Raw genomic sequence first — 15,634 nt, forward strand, 5'->3', positions numbered from 1 at the left:
CACCGCGGCGCGTCCGACCTGACCGCCCACCGTCGGGGAGGACGCTGCACGATCAGGTGACCTGATCCCGGCGGACACCGCTAGCGTGAGCTGGACCACGTCGAGCGGCTGACCGGGCGGGCCGGGCAGCCTGGCAACCGGGAGCCCGGCATGCGCGTCCCCCTCACCACCCGCGACTTCCTCGACCGCGCCGAGCTCGTCTACGGCGACCGCGTCGGCATCGTCGACGAACCGGACCAGCCCGCGCCGTCGCTGGGGGAGGTCTCCTACCGCGAGGTGGCCCGCCGCGGGCGTGCGCTGCAGGCCGGCCTGGACGCGCTCGGGGTGGGGGAGGGCGAGCGGATCGCGATCGTCAGCCACAACGCCGCCCGGCTGCTCGAGGTGCTGCTCGCCGTCCCGTCGTCGGGGCGGGTCGCGGTGCCGGTCAACTTCCGGCTCAACCCGGAGGAGGTGTCCTACATCGTCGGCCACTGCGGCGCCCGCGTGCTGCTGGTCGACCCGGAGCTGGAAACCTCGCTGAAGCGGGTGCAGGCCGAGCACCGGTTCGGCACCGGCGAGGAGTACGAGCAGCTGCTCGCCTTCGACACCGAGCCGCGCCCGTGGAGCGAGCCCGACGAGGACGCCACCGCCACGATCAACTACACCAGCGGGACGACGGCGCGGCCCAAGGGCGTGCAGATGACCCACCGCAACGAGTGGGTCAACGCGGTCACCTTCGCCATGCACATGCAGCTGGGCGACCGCGACGTCTACATGCACACGCTGCCGATGTTCCACTGCAACGGCTGGGGCCTGCCGTTCAGCGCGGCCGGCGTCGGGGCCCGCCAGGTCGTGATCCGCAAGATCGACGGCGCGGAGATCCTGCGGCGGGTCGAGCGGCACGGCGTGACCGTGATGGCCGGGGCGCCGGCGGTGTGGAACGCCGTCCTCGACGCCGCGGCCGACTGGGACGGCGAGGTGCCCGGGCGCGACCGGGTGCGGATCATCGTGGCCGGCGCCCCGCCGCCCTCGCGCACCATCGCCCGCGTCGAGGCCGAGCTCGGCTGGGAGTTCAACCAGATCTACGGCCTCACCGAGACCGCGCCGCTGGTCACCATCAACCGGCCGCGCGCGGAGTACGACGACCTCGACCCGGAGGAGCGCGCCCGGCGGCTGTCGCGGGCCGGCGTCCCGGCGCTGGGCACCCGGCTGCAGGTCAGCGAGTCCGGCGAGGCCCTGGTGCGCAGCAACACCGTGCTGGCCGGCTACTGGGACAACCCCGACGCCAGCGCCGAGGCGCTCGAGGGCGGCTGGTTCCACACCGGGGACGGCGGCAGCCTCGACGAGGGCGGCTACCTCACCATCTCCGACCGCAAGAAGGACGTGATCATCACCGGCGGGGAGAACGTGTCCTCCATCGAGGTCGAGGACGCCGTCTTCAGCCACCCCGCCGTCGCCGAGGTCGCCGTCATCGGCATCCCCGACGAGAAGTGGGGCGAGCTGGTCACCGCGCTGGTCGTGCTCGCCGAGGGCCAGAGCGCCACCGAGGACGAGATCATCGCCCACTGCAAGAGCCGGCTGGCCGGCTACAAGGCGCCCAAGCGGGTCGAGTTCCGCGACGCCCTGGCCCGCACCGCCACCGGCAAGATCCAGAAGTTCAAGCTGCGCGAGGCCTTCTGGCAGCCGGGGGAACGACAGGTGCACTGAGCGCTCGACCCCTCCCGACGCGCCGGGCGCTGTCCTCACCCTCCAGGGGGAGGCCCTCTCAACGGGCTCCCCGACCGGGTCGATGCCCCGTGCGGAGGCGTCCGAGGGGGCGTCCGGCGAACACGTGTGGACGGCGCCCCGGGCGTCACCGCACCGGGAGGGGTCGACACGTGGGTACGGCGACGCGCACCCGGCACCGACGAGGCCGCCGGGCCGCCCGCACGGCCGGGACGGTGCTCGCCGCCCTGGTCGTGCTCGGGCTGGCTCCCGGCGTCGCGTCGGCCGCGCCCAGTGACGACGAGATCGCCGCCGCCGAGGCCGCGCGCGACGCCGCCGCGGCGGAGGTCGGCGTGCTCAGCGCGCAGCTGGCCGAGGCCGAGGCCGCCGCGGCGACCGCGCGCCAGGACGCCCAGATCGCCCTGCAGGACTACGAGGAGACCCAGGCCGCCGCCGACGCCGCCCACGCGGCCGCCGACGCCGCCGCGGCCGCCGCGACGCAGGCCGAGGCCGATCTCGGCACCGGCCGCTCGCAGGTGGCCGCCTTCGCCCGCGACAGCTACGTGCGCGGCAGCACCGCCCCGGGCGCGGCCGCGCTGCTCAGCGCCGACGGCCCGGCGCAGCTGGTCGAGCGCGCCGCGCTGCTCGAGGCCGCCGGCACCCACCGGGTCGACGTCGTCGCCGAGCTGACCGTCCTGCGGGAGCAGGCCGCCGCCGCCCACGACGAGGCCGGCGCCGCGGCCACGCGGGCGGAGTCGCTGCAGGCCGAGGCCGCCGCCAGCCTCGCCGGCGCCCAGGCCCAGGAGGTCTCGGCACGGGAGCAGACCGCCGCGCTCGCCGAGCAGCGCGACGCCGTCGCCGCGCAGGCCGCCGCCGCCGAGCAGCAGGTCGCCGGCATGGAGCAGGAGCAGGCCGCCGCCGAGGCGGCCGCCGCGGCCGCTGCCCGGGCGAGCGCCGCCCCGCCGGCCGCCCCGTCGGCGCCGGCCCCCGCGGCCGCACCCGCGCCGGCCCCGGCGCCGTCCGGCTCGTCGTCCTCCTCGTCCCCGTCGTCCTCATCGGGCGCGGGTGGCACCCCGACGCCGGCGCCCGCGCCGGTCTCCAGCGCCCCGCCGTCCGCGCCGACCCCGCCGTCGGTCACCACGGCCGGCACGCCGACGGTCTCGGCGGTGGAGACGGCGACCGACGCGGCGCTGGCCCAGCGCGGCCTGCCCTACAGCTGGGGCGGCGGCGGCAGCAGCGGCCCGAGCTACGGCATCCCGCCGGACTCCGGCGTCTTCGGCTTCGACTGCTCGGGGCTGACCCAGTACGCCTACGCCCGGGCCGGCGTCCAGATCGGCGGCACCAGCCGCGACCAGTGGTGGCGCTTCCGCGGGTCGACCGTCGCGCGCGCCGACCTGCGCGCCGGTGACCTGGTCTTCTGGGGCTCGGGCAGCGCGTACACGTCGATCTACCACGTCGCGCTCTACCTCGGCGACGGCAGGGTGGTGCACGCCCCGCAGAGCGGCGACGTGGTGAAGGTGGCGCCGATGTGGTTCGGCAGCGACTACTTCGGGGCGGTCCGGCCGACGGCGTGAGCCCGCGGACGGGAGCGGACCGGAGGAGTGGGGCGTCGGGCAGCCACGGGGGGAGCTGCCCGACGCAGGGTCCACGCTAGCAGCCGGAGCACCCCGGACCCAGTGTCCGGGGCACGGCTCGCCGAGAGTTCGCGGATCCCCGGCGAGTGCTCCGGGACGGCCCCGGCGCGGCGTCCCGCGCCGCGGACGTCCCCCCAGGTCGTGGTGGGACACTGGCGAGGGGACGGGCAGCGAGCCCGCGCCCGGCCTCCCCGTGGACCGACGGAGGGCCACGGACCGGCACGACAGGGAGCCCCGTGACCAGCGCTGCCAGCACCCCGCTCGAGAAGACCACCGGCTCCTCCGCGGTGGGCTCCGGCGCTCCGGTGCCCCCGTCGGCGGACGCCGCCCGGCTGGAGCGGGCGCTGTTCGAGATCAAGCGGGTGATCGTCGGTCAGGACCGGCTGGTCGAGCGGATGCTGGTCGCCCTGCTGGCCCGCGGCCACGTGCTGCTCGAGGGCGTGCCCGGGGTGGCCAAGACCCTCGCGGTCGAGACGCTGGCCACCGTCGTGGGCGGCAGGTTCGCCCGGCTGCAGTTCACGCCCGACCTGGTTCCCGCCGACATCCTCGGCACCCGCATCTACAAGGCCGGCCAGGACGCCTTCGACACCGAGCTCGGCCCGGTGTTCGCCAACTTCGTGCTGACCGACGAGATCAACCGCGCCCCCGCGAAGGTGCAGTCGGCGCTGCTGGAGGTCATGGCCGAGCGGCAGGTGTCCATCGGCGGGGTCACCCACCCGCTGCCCGACCCGTTCCTGGTGCTGGCCACCCAGAACCCCATCGAGTCCGAGGGCGTCTACCCGCTCCCCGAGGCCCAGCGCGACCGCTTCCTCATGAAGGTGCTCGTCGACTACCCGAGCCCGGAGGAGGAGCGCGAGATCATCTACCGGATGGGCTCGACCCCGCCGGTGGCCGAGACCGTGCTCGGTCCCGAGGACCTGCGCCGCATGCAGCGCACCGCCTCGCAGGTGTTCGTGCACCACGCGCTGGTCGACTACGTCGTCCGGCTCGTCGTGGCCACCCGCCAGCCGCGCGAGCACGGCATGGACGACGTCGCCTCGTGGGTCTCCTACGGCGCCAGCCCGCGCGCCTCGCTCGGCCTGATCGCCGCCGGCCGTGCCTTGGCGCTGGTGCGCGGCCGCGACTACGTGCTCCCGCAGGACGTCCTCGACGTCACCGCCGACGTGCTGCGCCACCGGCTGGTGCTCTCCTACGACGCGCTGGCCGACGGCGTGCCGGCCGACCACGTGGTCAAGCGGATCCTGCAGACCGTGCCGCTGCCGCAGGTCACCCCCCGCCAGCGCGCCGGCGGGTACGGTCCCGCGGCGCCGGGCGGCCCCGCCGTCCCGCCCCCGCTCGCCCCGCAGTACGGCCCGCCGCAGGGCGCGCCCTACGGCCCCGGCTTCGCGCCCGTGCCGAACGGGCAGCCCGTGCCGCAGCAGCTGCCGCCGTCCGCGCAGAACGGCCAGGCCGGCGGCAACGGGCACGTCCCCGGCACCCCCCAGGCGTGATCCGGCGTCGCGGCCGGTCCCGCGCTGCCGCGGACCCGGCACCCCCCGCGGACGGCGGCGGGCCGGCGACGGGGACGGCGACCGCACCCACCCCGGGCTCGGGCGTCGCCCCGGGCGCCGGCGACGACGGCGCGCCGCCGCACTTCGGCGAGGGTCCCGCCGACATCCTCCTGCAGCGCCTGGAGCTGACCGTGCGGCGGCGCCTCGACGGGCTGCTGCAGGGCGACCACCTCGGCCTGGTGCCCGGCTCGGGCTCCGAGGCCGGCGACTCGCGCACCTACCACCCCGGCGACGACGTCCGGCGGATGGACTGGCCGGTCACCGCGCGCACCCAGGTGCCGCACGTCCGCGAGACCATCGCCGACCGCGAGCTGGAGACCTGGGCGGTGGTCGACCTGTCGGCCAGCCTGGACTTCGGCACCGGGCTGTGCGACAAGCGCGACCTGGCGATCGCCGGGCTGGCCGCCGTCAGCCACCTCACCGTGCGCGGCGGCAACCGGCTGGGCGCCGTCGTCACCACCGGCGAGCGGGTCGACCGCTACCCGGCGCAGGCCGGCCGGCTCGCCGCCGACCGGCTGCTGCGCGCCGTGGTGGCCACCCCGCGGGCCACCAGCGGACGGCGCGGCGACCTCGCCGCGGCGCTGGAGACGCTGCGCCGCCCGCCGCGCCGCCGCGGCCTGGTCGTGGTGGTCAGCGACTTCCTCGGGGACACCGACTGGGAGCGACCGCTGCGCGGCCTGGGTGCCCGGCACGAGCTGCTGGGCATCGAGGTCGTCGACCCGCGGGAGCTGGAGCTGCCCGACGTCGGCCTGCTCACCGTCGTCGACCCGGAGAGCGGGCAGACCCTCGAGGTGCCCACCGGCGACGCGGAGTTCCGGGCGCGGTTCGCCGCGGGGGCGGCCGAGCAGCGCCGGGCCGTCGCCGCGGGACTGCGCCGCGCGGGTGCCGGGCACCTGCAGCTGCGCACCGACCGCGACTGGCTGATGGACGTCGTGCGGTTCGTCGCCGACCGGCGGCGCGCCGGCAGCGGCGGCGCGTCCCGGTGAGCGCCCCCACCCGCGGTAGAGGAGAGGCCCGCCCGTGAGTCTGCAGTCACCGCTGTGGCTGATCGCGCTCGTCCCCGTGCTCGCGCTGGCCGCGCTGTACGTGGTCAAGCAGCTGCGGCGGAGGGTGTACGCGGCGCGCTTCTCCCAGACCGGGCTGGCGCAGAGCCTGCTGCCCAAGCGGGCCGGCTGGGTGCGGCACGTCGCGTTCGGCCTGACGCTGGCCGCGCTGTTCGGGCTGGTGCTCTCCCTCGCCCGGCCGAGCACCGAGGTGCGGGTGCCGCGGGAGACCGCCACCGTCGTCCTGGCGCTGGACGTGTCGCTGTCGATGCAGGCCGAGGACATCGACCCGAGCCGGTTCGAGGCGATGAAGGACGCTGCCACCGACTTCGTCGAGATCCTGCCGCCGCGGATCAACCTGGGGCTCGTGTCGTTCTCCGGCACCGCCTCGACGCTGGTGGCGCCGACCACCGACCGTGAGCAGGTCAGCGGCGCGATCGCCAACCTGGAGCTGTCGGAGGCCACCGCGATCGGTGAGGCGGTCTTCACCTCGCTGACCACGATCAGCACCTTCCAGTCCTCGCTCGACGTGGCGGACGAGGAGGAGCTGCCGCCGGCGCGGATCCTGCTGCTCTCCGACGGCTACAACACCGTGGGCCGGGAGAACACCCAGGCGATCGCCGCGGCGCAGGGAGCCGGGGTCGAGGTGTCCACCATCGCCTTCGGCACCGACTACGGCTCCATCGAGATCGGCGGCGAGGTGACGCCGGTGCCCATCGACCGCGAGGCGCTGCGGCAGATCGCCGAGGAGACCGGCGGGCAGTACAACGAGGCGCGCACCCGCGCCGAGCTGGAGGCCGTCTACGACGACCTGGGCAGCCAGATCGGCTACACCACCGAGCCGCAGGACGTCTCCCACTGGTTCGTGCGGGTGTCCACGCTGCTCCTCGCCTGCGGGCTGGGCCTGGCCGCCTGGCGCCTGCAGCGGCTCTTCTAGGGCACGAGAGGCAGAGCGCCCACCTGCCACACCTGGTGGTCTCGGCTCCCGTCGCCGTCCGCTGCTGAGCACCGGGGAGACGGCGGGGCCGCCGGGGGACCTCGTCGTCCCCCGGCGGCCCCGGGTCTCGGTGCGGTGCGGTCACACCGTGAAGCCGCGCTGGCGGCGGACCAGCTTCTTCACCATGAACACCGTCTGCAGGATGGTCAGCAGGTACAGCGCCGGCCAGCCGATCGACAGGATCGCCGACTGCACGCCGATGCTCTGCTGGCTCCAGGCGAAGATCAGCACCGCGAAGGTGACGACCGCGCACACGGCCGGCATGACGTAGGCCGACCCGCGGCCCCGCTCGGCCGCCGCCTGGGCCGCCCAGTTGTCCTTCTCCACCCGCGCGAAGAACTGCACCCACGCGGTGACGAAGTGGCCCATGCGGACCCACATGTAGAGCTCGGCGGGTGCGACCAGCAGCGCGTAGAAGATGTCGATCGCGCTCTTGTCGTGCATCGACAGGGCGATGCGCAGGTTGAGCAGCGTCGCGACCACCGGCGGGATCAGCCAGATCGGGTTGAACACGAACGCGTCGATCGACAGCGCCGCGGCCAGCAGCAGCAGGAAGCCCATCCGCGCGCTGATGTTGAACAGCATCGCGATGTTCTCGTACCAGCGCAGCCGCAGGTTGGGGTGCAGCGGCTGGCCCTTGGTGTCGCCGCGCTGACCCGGCCACAGCAGGTCGATGCCGCCGAAGTTCCACTTCACCTGCTGGCCGTGCAGCGCGCGCAGCGTGGTCATCGGGCCGACGAACGCCCGTGCCCGGGCGCTGATCTTGGTGTTGAAGCCGGCGTCCTTGATCTGCAGCGAGAGCTTGGAGTCCTCGACCTCCGAGTCGCGCACCCAGGGCGCGGACTGGTGGTGGCGGTACATGACGGCCTCGAGCGCACGGACGCTGAACAGGCTGCACTGCCCGCCGAGGACGGCCATGTTGCGGCCGCGGACGAGGTTGTCCATGTTGAACCCGGCGAACTGGGCGCGCTGGCCGGCCACGAGGAAGCGCGCCATCCCGCCGTGCACCCGGCCCTTGTCGAAGGTGTAGATGGCCGAGAGCCCGCCGATGCGCGGGTCGGTGACCATCTCCTTCTCCATCCACTCGACGCAGCGCCGGTCGAGGGTGGTGTCGCCGTCGACACCGAGGATGTAGTCGTAGCCGCGGCTGACGAAGTAGCCGAAGTTCAGCGCGCCGACCTTCTTGTCGGGGTTGTCGCCGATGTCGTGCACGTGGACGACGGTCGTGTAGGTCTCGCCCTTGACCACGCGGCTGTGCTCGCCGGCGTACTGCCCGGCGATCTCCGGGGTGTCGTCGTCGGTGTTGTTGATGACGACGTGGATCGCGTCCGGCGGCCGGGTCTGCGACAGCAGCGAGGTGAGGACGTCGGCGATCGTCGACTCCTCGTTGTAGGCCGGGATGATGCAGCTGATCGTGGCGTGCCGCCGCTCGTCGCGGACGGCGGGACCGCCGAACTCCTCGGGCACCAGCGAGCTGATGTCGGGGATCTCCTGGCCACCCCGGGCCAGCAGGTGCACGCGGTCGGTGGAGCGCCGCATGCCGGGGACGACGAGCTGGGTCACGAGGGGTCCTCCTGGAGGAGCGGGAGCTGGAGAGTGTCGAGCACGGTCTGGCGGAACCAGCGCTGCGAGCCGGGCTCGGTCTCGACCAGCAGGTCGAACTGGACCTCGAGGGTCAGCGCCTCGGCGGCGGAGTCGGCGCCGGGCAGGGTGAGCGCGGTCGAGTAGCTGTAGGGCGGCATGAGGGCGAACTCGCCGCGGTCCTCCGCGGCCAGTGCCCGGGTGGTGCCGTCGTCGACGGTGAGGGCGAAGCGGGTGACCAGGACCTCGGTGTCCTCGTCACCGCCCTCGACGTGCGCGGACAGCTGGACGGTCTTGTCGTCCTCGGCCGTCCAGGTGACCGCCTGCCCGGTGGTCCAGTAGTCGACGACGACGGTGCGGTCACCGGCGGGCAGGGCGTGGGTGAGCGCGCCGGTGTCGAGGTCACCGGCCGGGCGGGCCGGCGTGGGCGGTGCGACCTCGGTGCTCGGGGCGGCCGGGGCGGCCTCGGTGCGGACGGCGGCCTGGGTGCTCGCGGCCCGGGTCGGGGCGGCGGTCTCCTCCCCGGCGGTGAGGTCGGGGCTCATGCTGACGTCGGGCAGCTGGCAGCCGGTCAGCAGCGCCGCCGACAGTGCGAGTGCTGCGGCCCCGGCGGCGCGGGCGCGGAGCACGGGTGTACCTGGAGGCACGGGTTCCCCCTCGTGAGGCGATCGGGTGACCGCAGGGGACCGGCTCCGTTGCCCACGTCCAGCTGCGACGGGGGAAACGTAGATCGGACGGGTGCGTCCCCATCAGCCCCTGCAACCCGGACGGGGGAGGGGCGTGACCCACCCGGACGGGCGACCAGGCCGGAGGTGACGCTGCGCAGCTCAGGCTGCTGCGGGAGCCAGGGGTGTCGGCACGGTGATCTCGGTGCCGTCGGGTCGCCAGGTGCGCCACCGACCATCCGGTTGGCGTTCGACCCGGAACCCGTGGTGGACCTTGGTGTGGTGGCGCTCGCACAGCAGCGCGGAGTTGGTCAGGGTGGTCTCGCCGCCGTCGAGCCAGTGCACGAGGTGGTGCACCTCCGCCCACCAGGTCGGTGCTGCGCAGCCGGCGAAGACGCAGCCGCCGTCGCGCAGCTCGACCGCGCGCCGCAGGTAGCGATCGGCGACGCGTTGCTCGCGGCCGAGGTCGATCGGCGCCCCGTCGGGACCGAACACCACCCGGGAGACGGTCGCGTCGCAGGCCAGCCAGCGGGCCCGGGCGGCGGAGATGGTCGCGCCGAACCCCATCCGTCCCGCCTCCGGGCCGGTGGCGGGATCGGCGAGATCGGCGAGGTCGATGACGACGGCGACGTGGGGCTTCACCGTCCGCAGGGTGGGCAGGCCCCCGGCGGCCAGGGCGGTGTCGCACAGCTGCACCAGCGCGTCGCCGAGGCGCTGCGCGCGGCTGCGCTCGTCGCCGGCGGGCCGGTCGGCCTGCACGAAGGACTCCAGCGCCGCCTGCAGCTTCTCCCCACCCACCGCGTCGAGCTCCCCGCGCACCGACAGCGACCCGTCGGCGTGCTTCGTCAGCGTCAACCGCCGGCCCTCGGTGGGGTCGGGCTCGGGCCCGTCGGGATCGAGCTGGGCGAGGTAGTGGCGCACGACGGCGACGAAGTCGGCGTACCGCTGCTCGATCGCGGCACCGGTGAGCACCGCATCGATCTCGGCCAGGTCCACACCGTGCTCGGCGGCGGTCTGCAGGCGTTCCGGCGTCAGCGCCGTGGCCGCCACCGCGACCTGCTCGGCGCCGACGAGGCCGGCGTCGTGCGCCTCGGCCAGCGCCGGCATGTGCTCCAGCACCCGGCCGTTCCCCACGATCCGGGCGGCCGCCGCGGCCGAGAGCCGGCAGTGCCCGGGCAGCCACGAGCGCATGCTCTTCGCGCCGTCCCGCTCGGGCGCGCCGGACAGCTCCGCGGCCCGCACCCGCCGGGCCAGCAGGGCGTCGATCCGGTTGCGCTCGGCGACCAGCGCGGCGACGTCCTCCAGCGCGTCACCGGTCAACGAGGCGTCCGAACACACGTACGAAGTCTAAGCGAACGCAGCCAGTCGCGCAGCACGAATCCGCAGGTCAGACGCTTGTCCACAGATCCCCGAAGCGCCTCGACACACTCGGAGGACGGCCGGCCGCGCGCGACCGCTCGGCCGGCCGGAGTGCCTCAGCGGGTGGGGTCGAGGACGAGCTTGCCGGTGGTGCGGCGGGCGAGCAGGTCCTGGTGCGCCTCGCGGACGGCCGACAGCGGGTAGCGGCCGCCGCCGACGGGGCGCAGCGCGCCGTCGGCCACGAGCGGCAGCAGCTCGGTCATGGCGTCGTCCATCATCGACGGGCGGCTCATGCAGTGGGCCAGCCAGAAGCCGACGACCGCGCGGCTGGTGCCCATGAGCGCGGGCGCCTGCACCGGCCTCGGGGGACGGCGGCCGGCCATGCCGTAGGAGACCAGCCGGCCGAAGGGCGCCAGGGCGGAGAACGACCCGTCGAAGACGTTGCCGCCGGTCATCTCCAGGACGACGTCGACGCGGCTGCCGCCGTTGGCCTCCCGCAGCGCGTCGGCGAAGGTCTTCGGGTCGTCGTCGGCCAGCGCCGGGTCGACGGTGGCGTCGGCGCCGAGCTCCTCGGCCAGCGCCCGCTTCTCCGCGCTGGAAGCGGTCGCGATCACCCGGCCGGCACCCCAGCGCTTGGCCAGCTGGACGGCCAGCGACCCGACCCCGCCGGCGCCGGCGATGACCACCACCGACTCCCCGGCGGCCAGGTGCGCGCTGGTGCGCAGCAGGTGCCAGGCGGTGGCGCCCTGCAGCACGACGGCGAGGGCCTGCTCGTCGGTGATCGCGTCCGGTACCGGCCAGGTCAGCCGCGGGTGGGCGACGACCCGCTCGGCGTAGCCGCCGCCCTCGAGCAGCCCGACCACCCGCTCACCGCCGCCGACCGGGCGGCCGACGAACTCCGCCCCCGGGATCAGCGGCAGCTGCTGCGGGGCGAGGTAGCTGTCCTCCGTCTGGTGGGTGTCGGCGTAGTTCACGCCGGCCGCGGAGACCTCGTAGAGCTGCTGGCCGTCGCCGGGGACGGGATCGGGGAGGTCGACGACGTCGAGGACCTCGGGGCCGCCGAAGCGGGTGATCTGCACGGCTCGCATGCAGCTGAGGCTATGGCGTGGGCCCGGCCTACCTCCCCGCGGTACGGGTAGGGGTCCGACGTGTCCGACTTCGAGATCACCGCCCTCGTCCTGGCCGAGCACGAGGTCTTCCGGCGGGAGTTCTCGGCGCTCGAGGACCTGTCCGGCCAGGAGCTCGCCGCCGCGTGGGAGGCGCTGCACGCCAAGTTGGAGGTGCACGCCGTCGCCGAGGAGCAGCTGTTCTACCCGCTGCTCGCCCAGGAGGCGGACGGTGCGCAGGAGACGGCGGAGGGCGTGCACGACCACAACGAGATCCGGCACGCCGCGGCCGCTGTCGTGGAGCACGAGGTCGGCAGCGAGGCGTGGTGGGAGGCGGTGCGCAACGCCCGGCAGGTCAACGCCGACCACATGGCCGAGGAGGAGACGGACTTCTTCCCCCCGTTCAAGGAGGCCGTCGACGACGAGCAGCGCGAGGCCCTCGGGATGCGCTGGCTGGCGTTCCACGACGAGCACGAGCAGGCCGAGGGGCTGTCCGGTGAGGACGCGGAGGTGGCCGAGGTGGTCGCCACCGAGGTGCCGGAGGGCGACCCGTCCCTCTGAGCACGCCGGCCCTCGGCCAGGTGGCCGGCCGTCCGGCCGCACCCCTGGTCGCGGATCCGTCCTGGCTTCCGGAGCTCGTCGACGCCGACACCGCCACCGGCCGGTTCGTCGTCGAGGCCGACCGCTGCACCGACCGCCGAGCCGTCGGGGCGGTCGTCGGGCGAACGACGGGTCAGCCCATCGTCTTCTGGCCGTCGATCGACTCCCTCAGGATGTCGGCGTGGCCGGCGTGCTGCGCTGTCTCGGCGATGACGTGCAGGAACACCCGCCGGACCGACCAGCGGGCGCCCGGCTCGAACCAGGGTGCCTCCGGCAGCGCGTGCTCGGCGTCCAGGTCGGGCAGGGTGGCCACGAGCTCGTTGGTGTGCCGGGCGACCTCCTCGTAGTGGAGCAGCACACCGGCCAGCGTCTCCCCGGGCTCGAGGTGCCAGTGGCGGGTCGCGGCATCCGGGCCCCAGTTGCGGTGCATCGCCTCGGCCCCGCCTTCGGCGAACCGCACCCATCCGGCCTCCGTGGCCGCCACGTGCTTGATCAGCCCGGCCAGGTCGAGCGCGCTGGTGGTCGGCCGCCGCACCGCCTGCTCGTCGGTCAGGTCGCGGACGGTGAACCGCAGGAAGGACCGGTGCCGCCGGAGCGACTCGATCAGGTCGGCGCGCTCTCGGGTGAGGGTGGTCGAGCCGGTCATGGGATCCCCTTCCGTCGTCCTCCGGTGGGTCGGTGCCGACGCTAGGGGGAGGGAGTGCCGGACGGAACGGATCGACATCCGCCGATGACCTCGGCGCAGCAGGACCGTCACACCTGCGTCCTACCGTGCAGCTCACAGGCACCGATCGCCCGGAGGTCGTCATGAGCCCGACCATCACCAGCACCGACCAGCTCGACCTCGACATCTCGGTCGCCTACATCGCGCTCGGCGTCGCCCGCAGCGCCTGGGACCGGTGCCCGAGCGGGGAGAACGCCTCCGCCGTCGACGAGGCGGAGAGCTGCGTGAACCGCCTGCTCGAGGAGCGGTACGCCGCTCAGCAGTGACCGTCCGCGAGGCGTGGCTCGGGAGCCGTCGCTCGTCGGGGACGGGATCGCGGAGGTCGACGACGTCGAGGACCTCGGGGCCGCCGATGCGGGTGATCTGCACGGCCCGCACGCGGCTGGGGCTAGAGCGCGTGGACCAGCCGGCCACCGACCCACGTCGAGCGGACGGGGATGTCGACGACCTCGTCGGCCGGCACCTCGAACGGGTCGCGGCCGAGCTCGACGAAGTCCGCGAGCATGCCCGGGGCCAGCGTGCCCTTCACGCGCTCCTCGCCCGCGGCGTACGCGGCCCCGGTCGTGTACAGGCCGAACGCCTCCCGCACGGTGATCCGCTGGCTCGGGCCGATGAGGGTCCCGTCCAGCGCCCGCCGCTCGGCGCAGCTGGTGATCGCGGCCAGCGGCTCGTAGGGCCCGCACGGGTAGTCGCTGGACCCGGCGACGGGGATGCCGGCGTCGAGCAGCGTCCGGTGGGCGAACATGCGCTCGAGCCGGTCCCGCCCGTAGTAGCCGACCAGCTTGTCGCCGTGGAAGCGCGCGTACGAACCGAACGGGACGACGACGAGCCCGAGCGCGCGGATCCGGCCGACGATGTCGGCGTCGACCAGCGAGCAGTGCTCGATGCGGTGCCGTCGGGGCGGTGCTCCCAGCGCCCGGGCCCGCTCGTGGGCGTCGAGCAGCTTGCGGATGGCGCGGTCGCCGTTGGCGTGCACGGCCAGGACGACGCCGTCGCCGGTCACCCGCTCGACCAGGTCCCGCAGATCGGCGTCGGCCATGGTCTGCATGCCGTGGTCGTCGGTGCCCTCGAACGGCTCGTCCACCAGGCAGTTCCCGCCGGCGCAGGCGCCGTCGACGAACGCCTTGACCCCGAGCAGGCGCAGCCGCTCGTCCCCGAAGCCGCTGTGCAGCCCGAGCGCGGCGATGCGGTCGTAGTGCGGGAAGGCGACCAGCACCGCCACGCGCAGGGTCAGCTGCCCGGAGCGGGCGGCCTCCGACAGCAGCGCCACGTCGTCGGGCCCGCAGAGCGCGTCCACCATCGAGGTGATCCCGGCGGCGTGGAACATCTGCTGGGCACGGGCCAGTCCGCGCAGGCGGGCCTCGGGCGTCGACGGGGGGACGACGGTCCTGCCCCGCGCCAGCGACGGGTACGAGACGTCGAACAGGGCCTGCTCGTACACGACGCCGTTGAGCTCCCCGGCCGCGTCGCGGCCCAGCGCGCCGCCCGGCGGGTCCGTGCTGTCACCCGTGAGGCCGGCGGCCGCCAGTCCGGCGGAGTTGAGCACCCCCCAGTGCGCGGCCACGTGGGTCAGCAGCACCGGCCGGTCGGGGACGGCGCGGTCGAGGAACTCGCGGTCCACGACCCGGCCGCCGGTCGTCTTGGTGTGGTCGTAGCGCGAGCCGAGGACCCACTGCCCCTCGCCGACGACGGCGGCCTCGTCGCGGAGCAGGCGGACGAGCACGTCCCCGTCGGTGGCGACCTCCGGTGAGCAGTTGACGTGCAGCAGGTTCTCCGCGGTCATGCTCGGGTGGGCGTGCGCGTCGTTGAGGCCCGGGACGAGCACGCCGTCGAGCTCGACCGTGCGGTCGGGGCGGAACCTCTCGCGCAGCTCGCGAGTATCTCCGACGGCCGCCACCCGGTCGTCGAGCAGCACCAGCGCCTCCGCCGGCGGACCGGCGAGCGTGTGTACCCGGTCGGCGACGACGAGCGTCCAGGTGCCCGGGCCGGCGGTGCCACGGAGGTGGTCGGGGTGGGTCGCCTGCATGCCGGAGCTCCCTGGTCGTCGCGGTCGACGTCGACCGGGTCGGGGTGACGTCGGGGACGAGGTGGGTCCTACTACAGCCGGTGGGGATCGGCCCGGTCGCCGCCGTCCGGCCCGGGTCCGGTCGGCTCGGGCCAGCCGGCCAGCGTGCCGATCCAGGCGAGCGCCAGCCAGGCGCCGGTGAGCGTCCCGCTGCCCGTGCCGTCGCCGACCTCGAGCCGCCACGGCGCGGCCGCCTGCCGGGGTCGCCGGGAGCCGGTGGCCGGCACGGCGCGCAGCACCCGCCACGCCTCGACCGGCAGCGCCCGGGGCGGGCGTCCCGGCGCGAGCGCCCACACGCCCACGCGGGAGGCCGCCACCGCCTCGCCCGGGGCGGACGGCGGCCAGTGCAGCCGGACGGCGCCGAGGTCCAGGTAGGCGGCCGGGTCGGCGGGCACGGTCCAGGCCGGGCGGCGGGCGCCGCCGGCGGCGTCCGCGCCCAGGGTGACCACGGCGGAGACGGCGTGCAGCACGGCGCCGAGCACCCGTCCCGCGCGGGCCTCGGGCGGGGCGTCCTCGACCGTCCACCCGACCAGGTCACGCAGTTCCGCCTCGCCCACCCGGCCAGCCTGCCGCACGACCGGTGCACGTGTCGCCCGGCGACCGGCGGGTAGGAGGCCAGGCCAGCGG

The 15,634-nt window shown here is 75.0% G+C and carries 14 protein-coding genes; 7 read left to right on the top strand and 7 right to left on the bottom strand.

The annotated features are described in order from the left end of the window. The first annotated feature begins 150 nt into the window (after nt 1–150). The 5 genes from LY71_RS09170 (at nt 151) to LY71_RS09190 (ending at nt 6,847) form a co-directional block, all read left to right on the top strand. Nucleotides 151–1,686 carry an AMP-binding protein gene (locus tag LY71_RS09170; protein ID WP_106276663.1) on the top strand — a complete coding sequence of 512 codons (1,536 nt, stop codon included), beginning with the start codon at nt 151–153 and terminating at the stop codon, nt 1,684–1,686. A gap of 233 nt (nt 1,687–1,919) precedes the next feature. Then, nucleotides 1,920–3,257 (top strand): C40 family peptidase, encoded by a 1,338-nt coding sequence (locus LY71_RS09175; RefSeq protein WP_245887781.1) that lies wholly within the window; start codon nt 1,920–1,922, stop codon nt 3,255–3,257. A gap of 296 nt (nt 3,258–3,553) precedes the next feature. Then, entirely contained in the window at nt 3,554–4,807 is a 1,254-nt protein-coding gene (locus tag LY71_RS09180) for an AAA family ATPase (protein WP_245887782.1), read from the top strand. Beyond that, nucleotides 4,804–5,853, top strand: coding sequence for a DUF58 domain-containing protein (locus tag LY71_RS09185; protein WP_245887783.1), 1,050 nt, complete (start codon nt 4,804–4,806; stop codon nt 5,851–5,853). Before LY71_RS09180 ends, LY71_RS09185 begins: the two co-directional genes overlap by 4 nt. Nucleotides 5,854–5,887: 34 nt before the next feature. Beyond that, nucleotides 5,888–6,847: a VWA domain-containing protein gene (locus tag LY71_RS09190; RefSeq protein WP_106276664.1), complete on the top strand. Its 960-nt coding sequence runs from the start codon at nt 5,888–5,890 to the stop codon at nt 6,845–6,847. Between the two features lie 141 nt (nt 6,848–6,988). Here LY71_RS09190 and LY71_RS09195 read toward each other — a convergent pair whose 3' ends face one another. The 4 genes from LY71_RS09195 to LY71_RS09210 form a co-directional block, all read right to left on the bottom strand. Next, complete coding sequence (locus LY71_RS09195; protein ID WP_106276665.1) at nt 6,989–8,470, bottom strand: glycosyltransferase family 2 protein; 1,482 nt, start codon at nt 8,468–8,470, stop codon at nt 6,989–6,991. After that, nucleotides 8,467–9,117, bottom strand: coding sequence for a hypothetical protein (locus tag LY71_RS09200; RefSeq protein ID WP_106276666.1), 651 nt, complete (start codon nt 9,115–9,117; stop codon nt 8,467–8,469). The genes LY71_RS09195 and LY71_RS09200 overlap by 4 nt, the downstream gene beginning before the upstream one ends. A 198-nt stretch (nt 9,118–9,315) precedes the next feature. After that, a complete protein-coding gene (locus tag LY71_RS09205; RefSeq protein WP_106276667.1) occupies nt 9,316–10,491 on the bottom strand; it encodes an HNH endonuclease signature motif containing protein in 1,176 nt (391 codons plus the stop codon). A gap of 137 nt (nt 10,492–10,628) precedes the next feature. After that, a complete protein-coding gene (locus tag LY71_RS09210; RefSeq protein ID WP_106276668.1) occupies nt 10,629–11,600 on the bottom strand; it encodes a quinone oxidoreductase family protein in 972 nt (323 codons plus the stop codon). A 60-nt stretch (nt 11,601–11,660) separates the two neighbouring features. Between LY71_RS09210 and LY71_RS09215 the strand changes: the two genes are divergently transcribed. Continuing rightward, complete coding sequence (locus LY71_RS09215) at nt 11,661–12,179, top strand: hemerythrin domain-containing protein (RefSeq protein WP_106276669.1); 519 nt, start codon at nt 11,661–11,663, stop codon at nt 12,177–12,179. A 172-nt stretch (nt 12,180–12,351) separates the two neighbouring features. Here LY71_RS09215 and LY71_RS09220 read toward each other — a convergent pair whose 3' ends face one another. Further along, entirely contained in the window at nt 12,352–12,864 is a 513-nt protein-coding gene (locus tag LY71_RS09220; RefSeq protein ID WP_106276670.1) for a DinB family protein, read from the bottom strand. A 161-nt stretch (nt 12,865–13,025) separates the two neighbouring features. Here LY71_RS09220 and LY71_RS09225 point away from each other — a divergent pair, with 161 nt between their 5' ends. Continuing rightward, entirely contained in the window at nt 13,026–13,208 is a 183-nt protein-coding gene (locus LY71_RS09225) for a hypothetical protein (protein WP_106276760.1), read from the top strand. A 122-nt stretch (nt 13,209–13,330) separates the two neighbouring features. On the opposite strand, the gene LY71_RS09235 is transcribed toward LY71_RS09225, so the two are convergent. Then, nucleotides 13,331–14,968 (bottom strand): amidohydrolase, encoded by a 1,638-nt coding sequence (locus LY71_RS09235; RefSeq protein ID WP_106276671.1) that lies wholly within the window; start codon nt 14,966–14,968, stop codon nt 13,331–13,333. A 71-nt stretch (nt 14,969–15,039) separates the two neighbouring features. Further along, nucleotides 15,040–15,564, bottom strand: coding sequence for a hypothetical protein (locus LY71_RS09240; protein ID WP_106276672.1), 525 nt, complete (start codon nt 15,562–15,564; stop codon nt 15,040–15,042). Between the last annotated feature and the right edge of the window lie 70 nt (nt 15,565–15,634).

The sequence above is a fragment of the Geodermatophilus tzadiensis genome, from assembly GCF_003002915.1.
Taxonomy (GTDB): domain Bacteria; phylum Actinomycetota; class Actinomycetes; order Mycobacteriales; family Geodermatophilaceae; genus Geodermatophilus; species Geodermatophilus tzadiensis.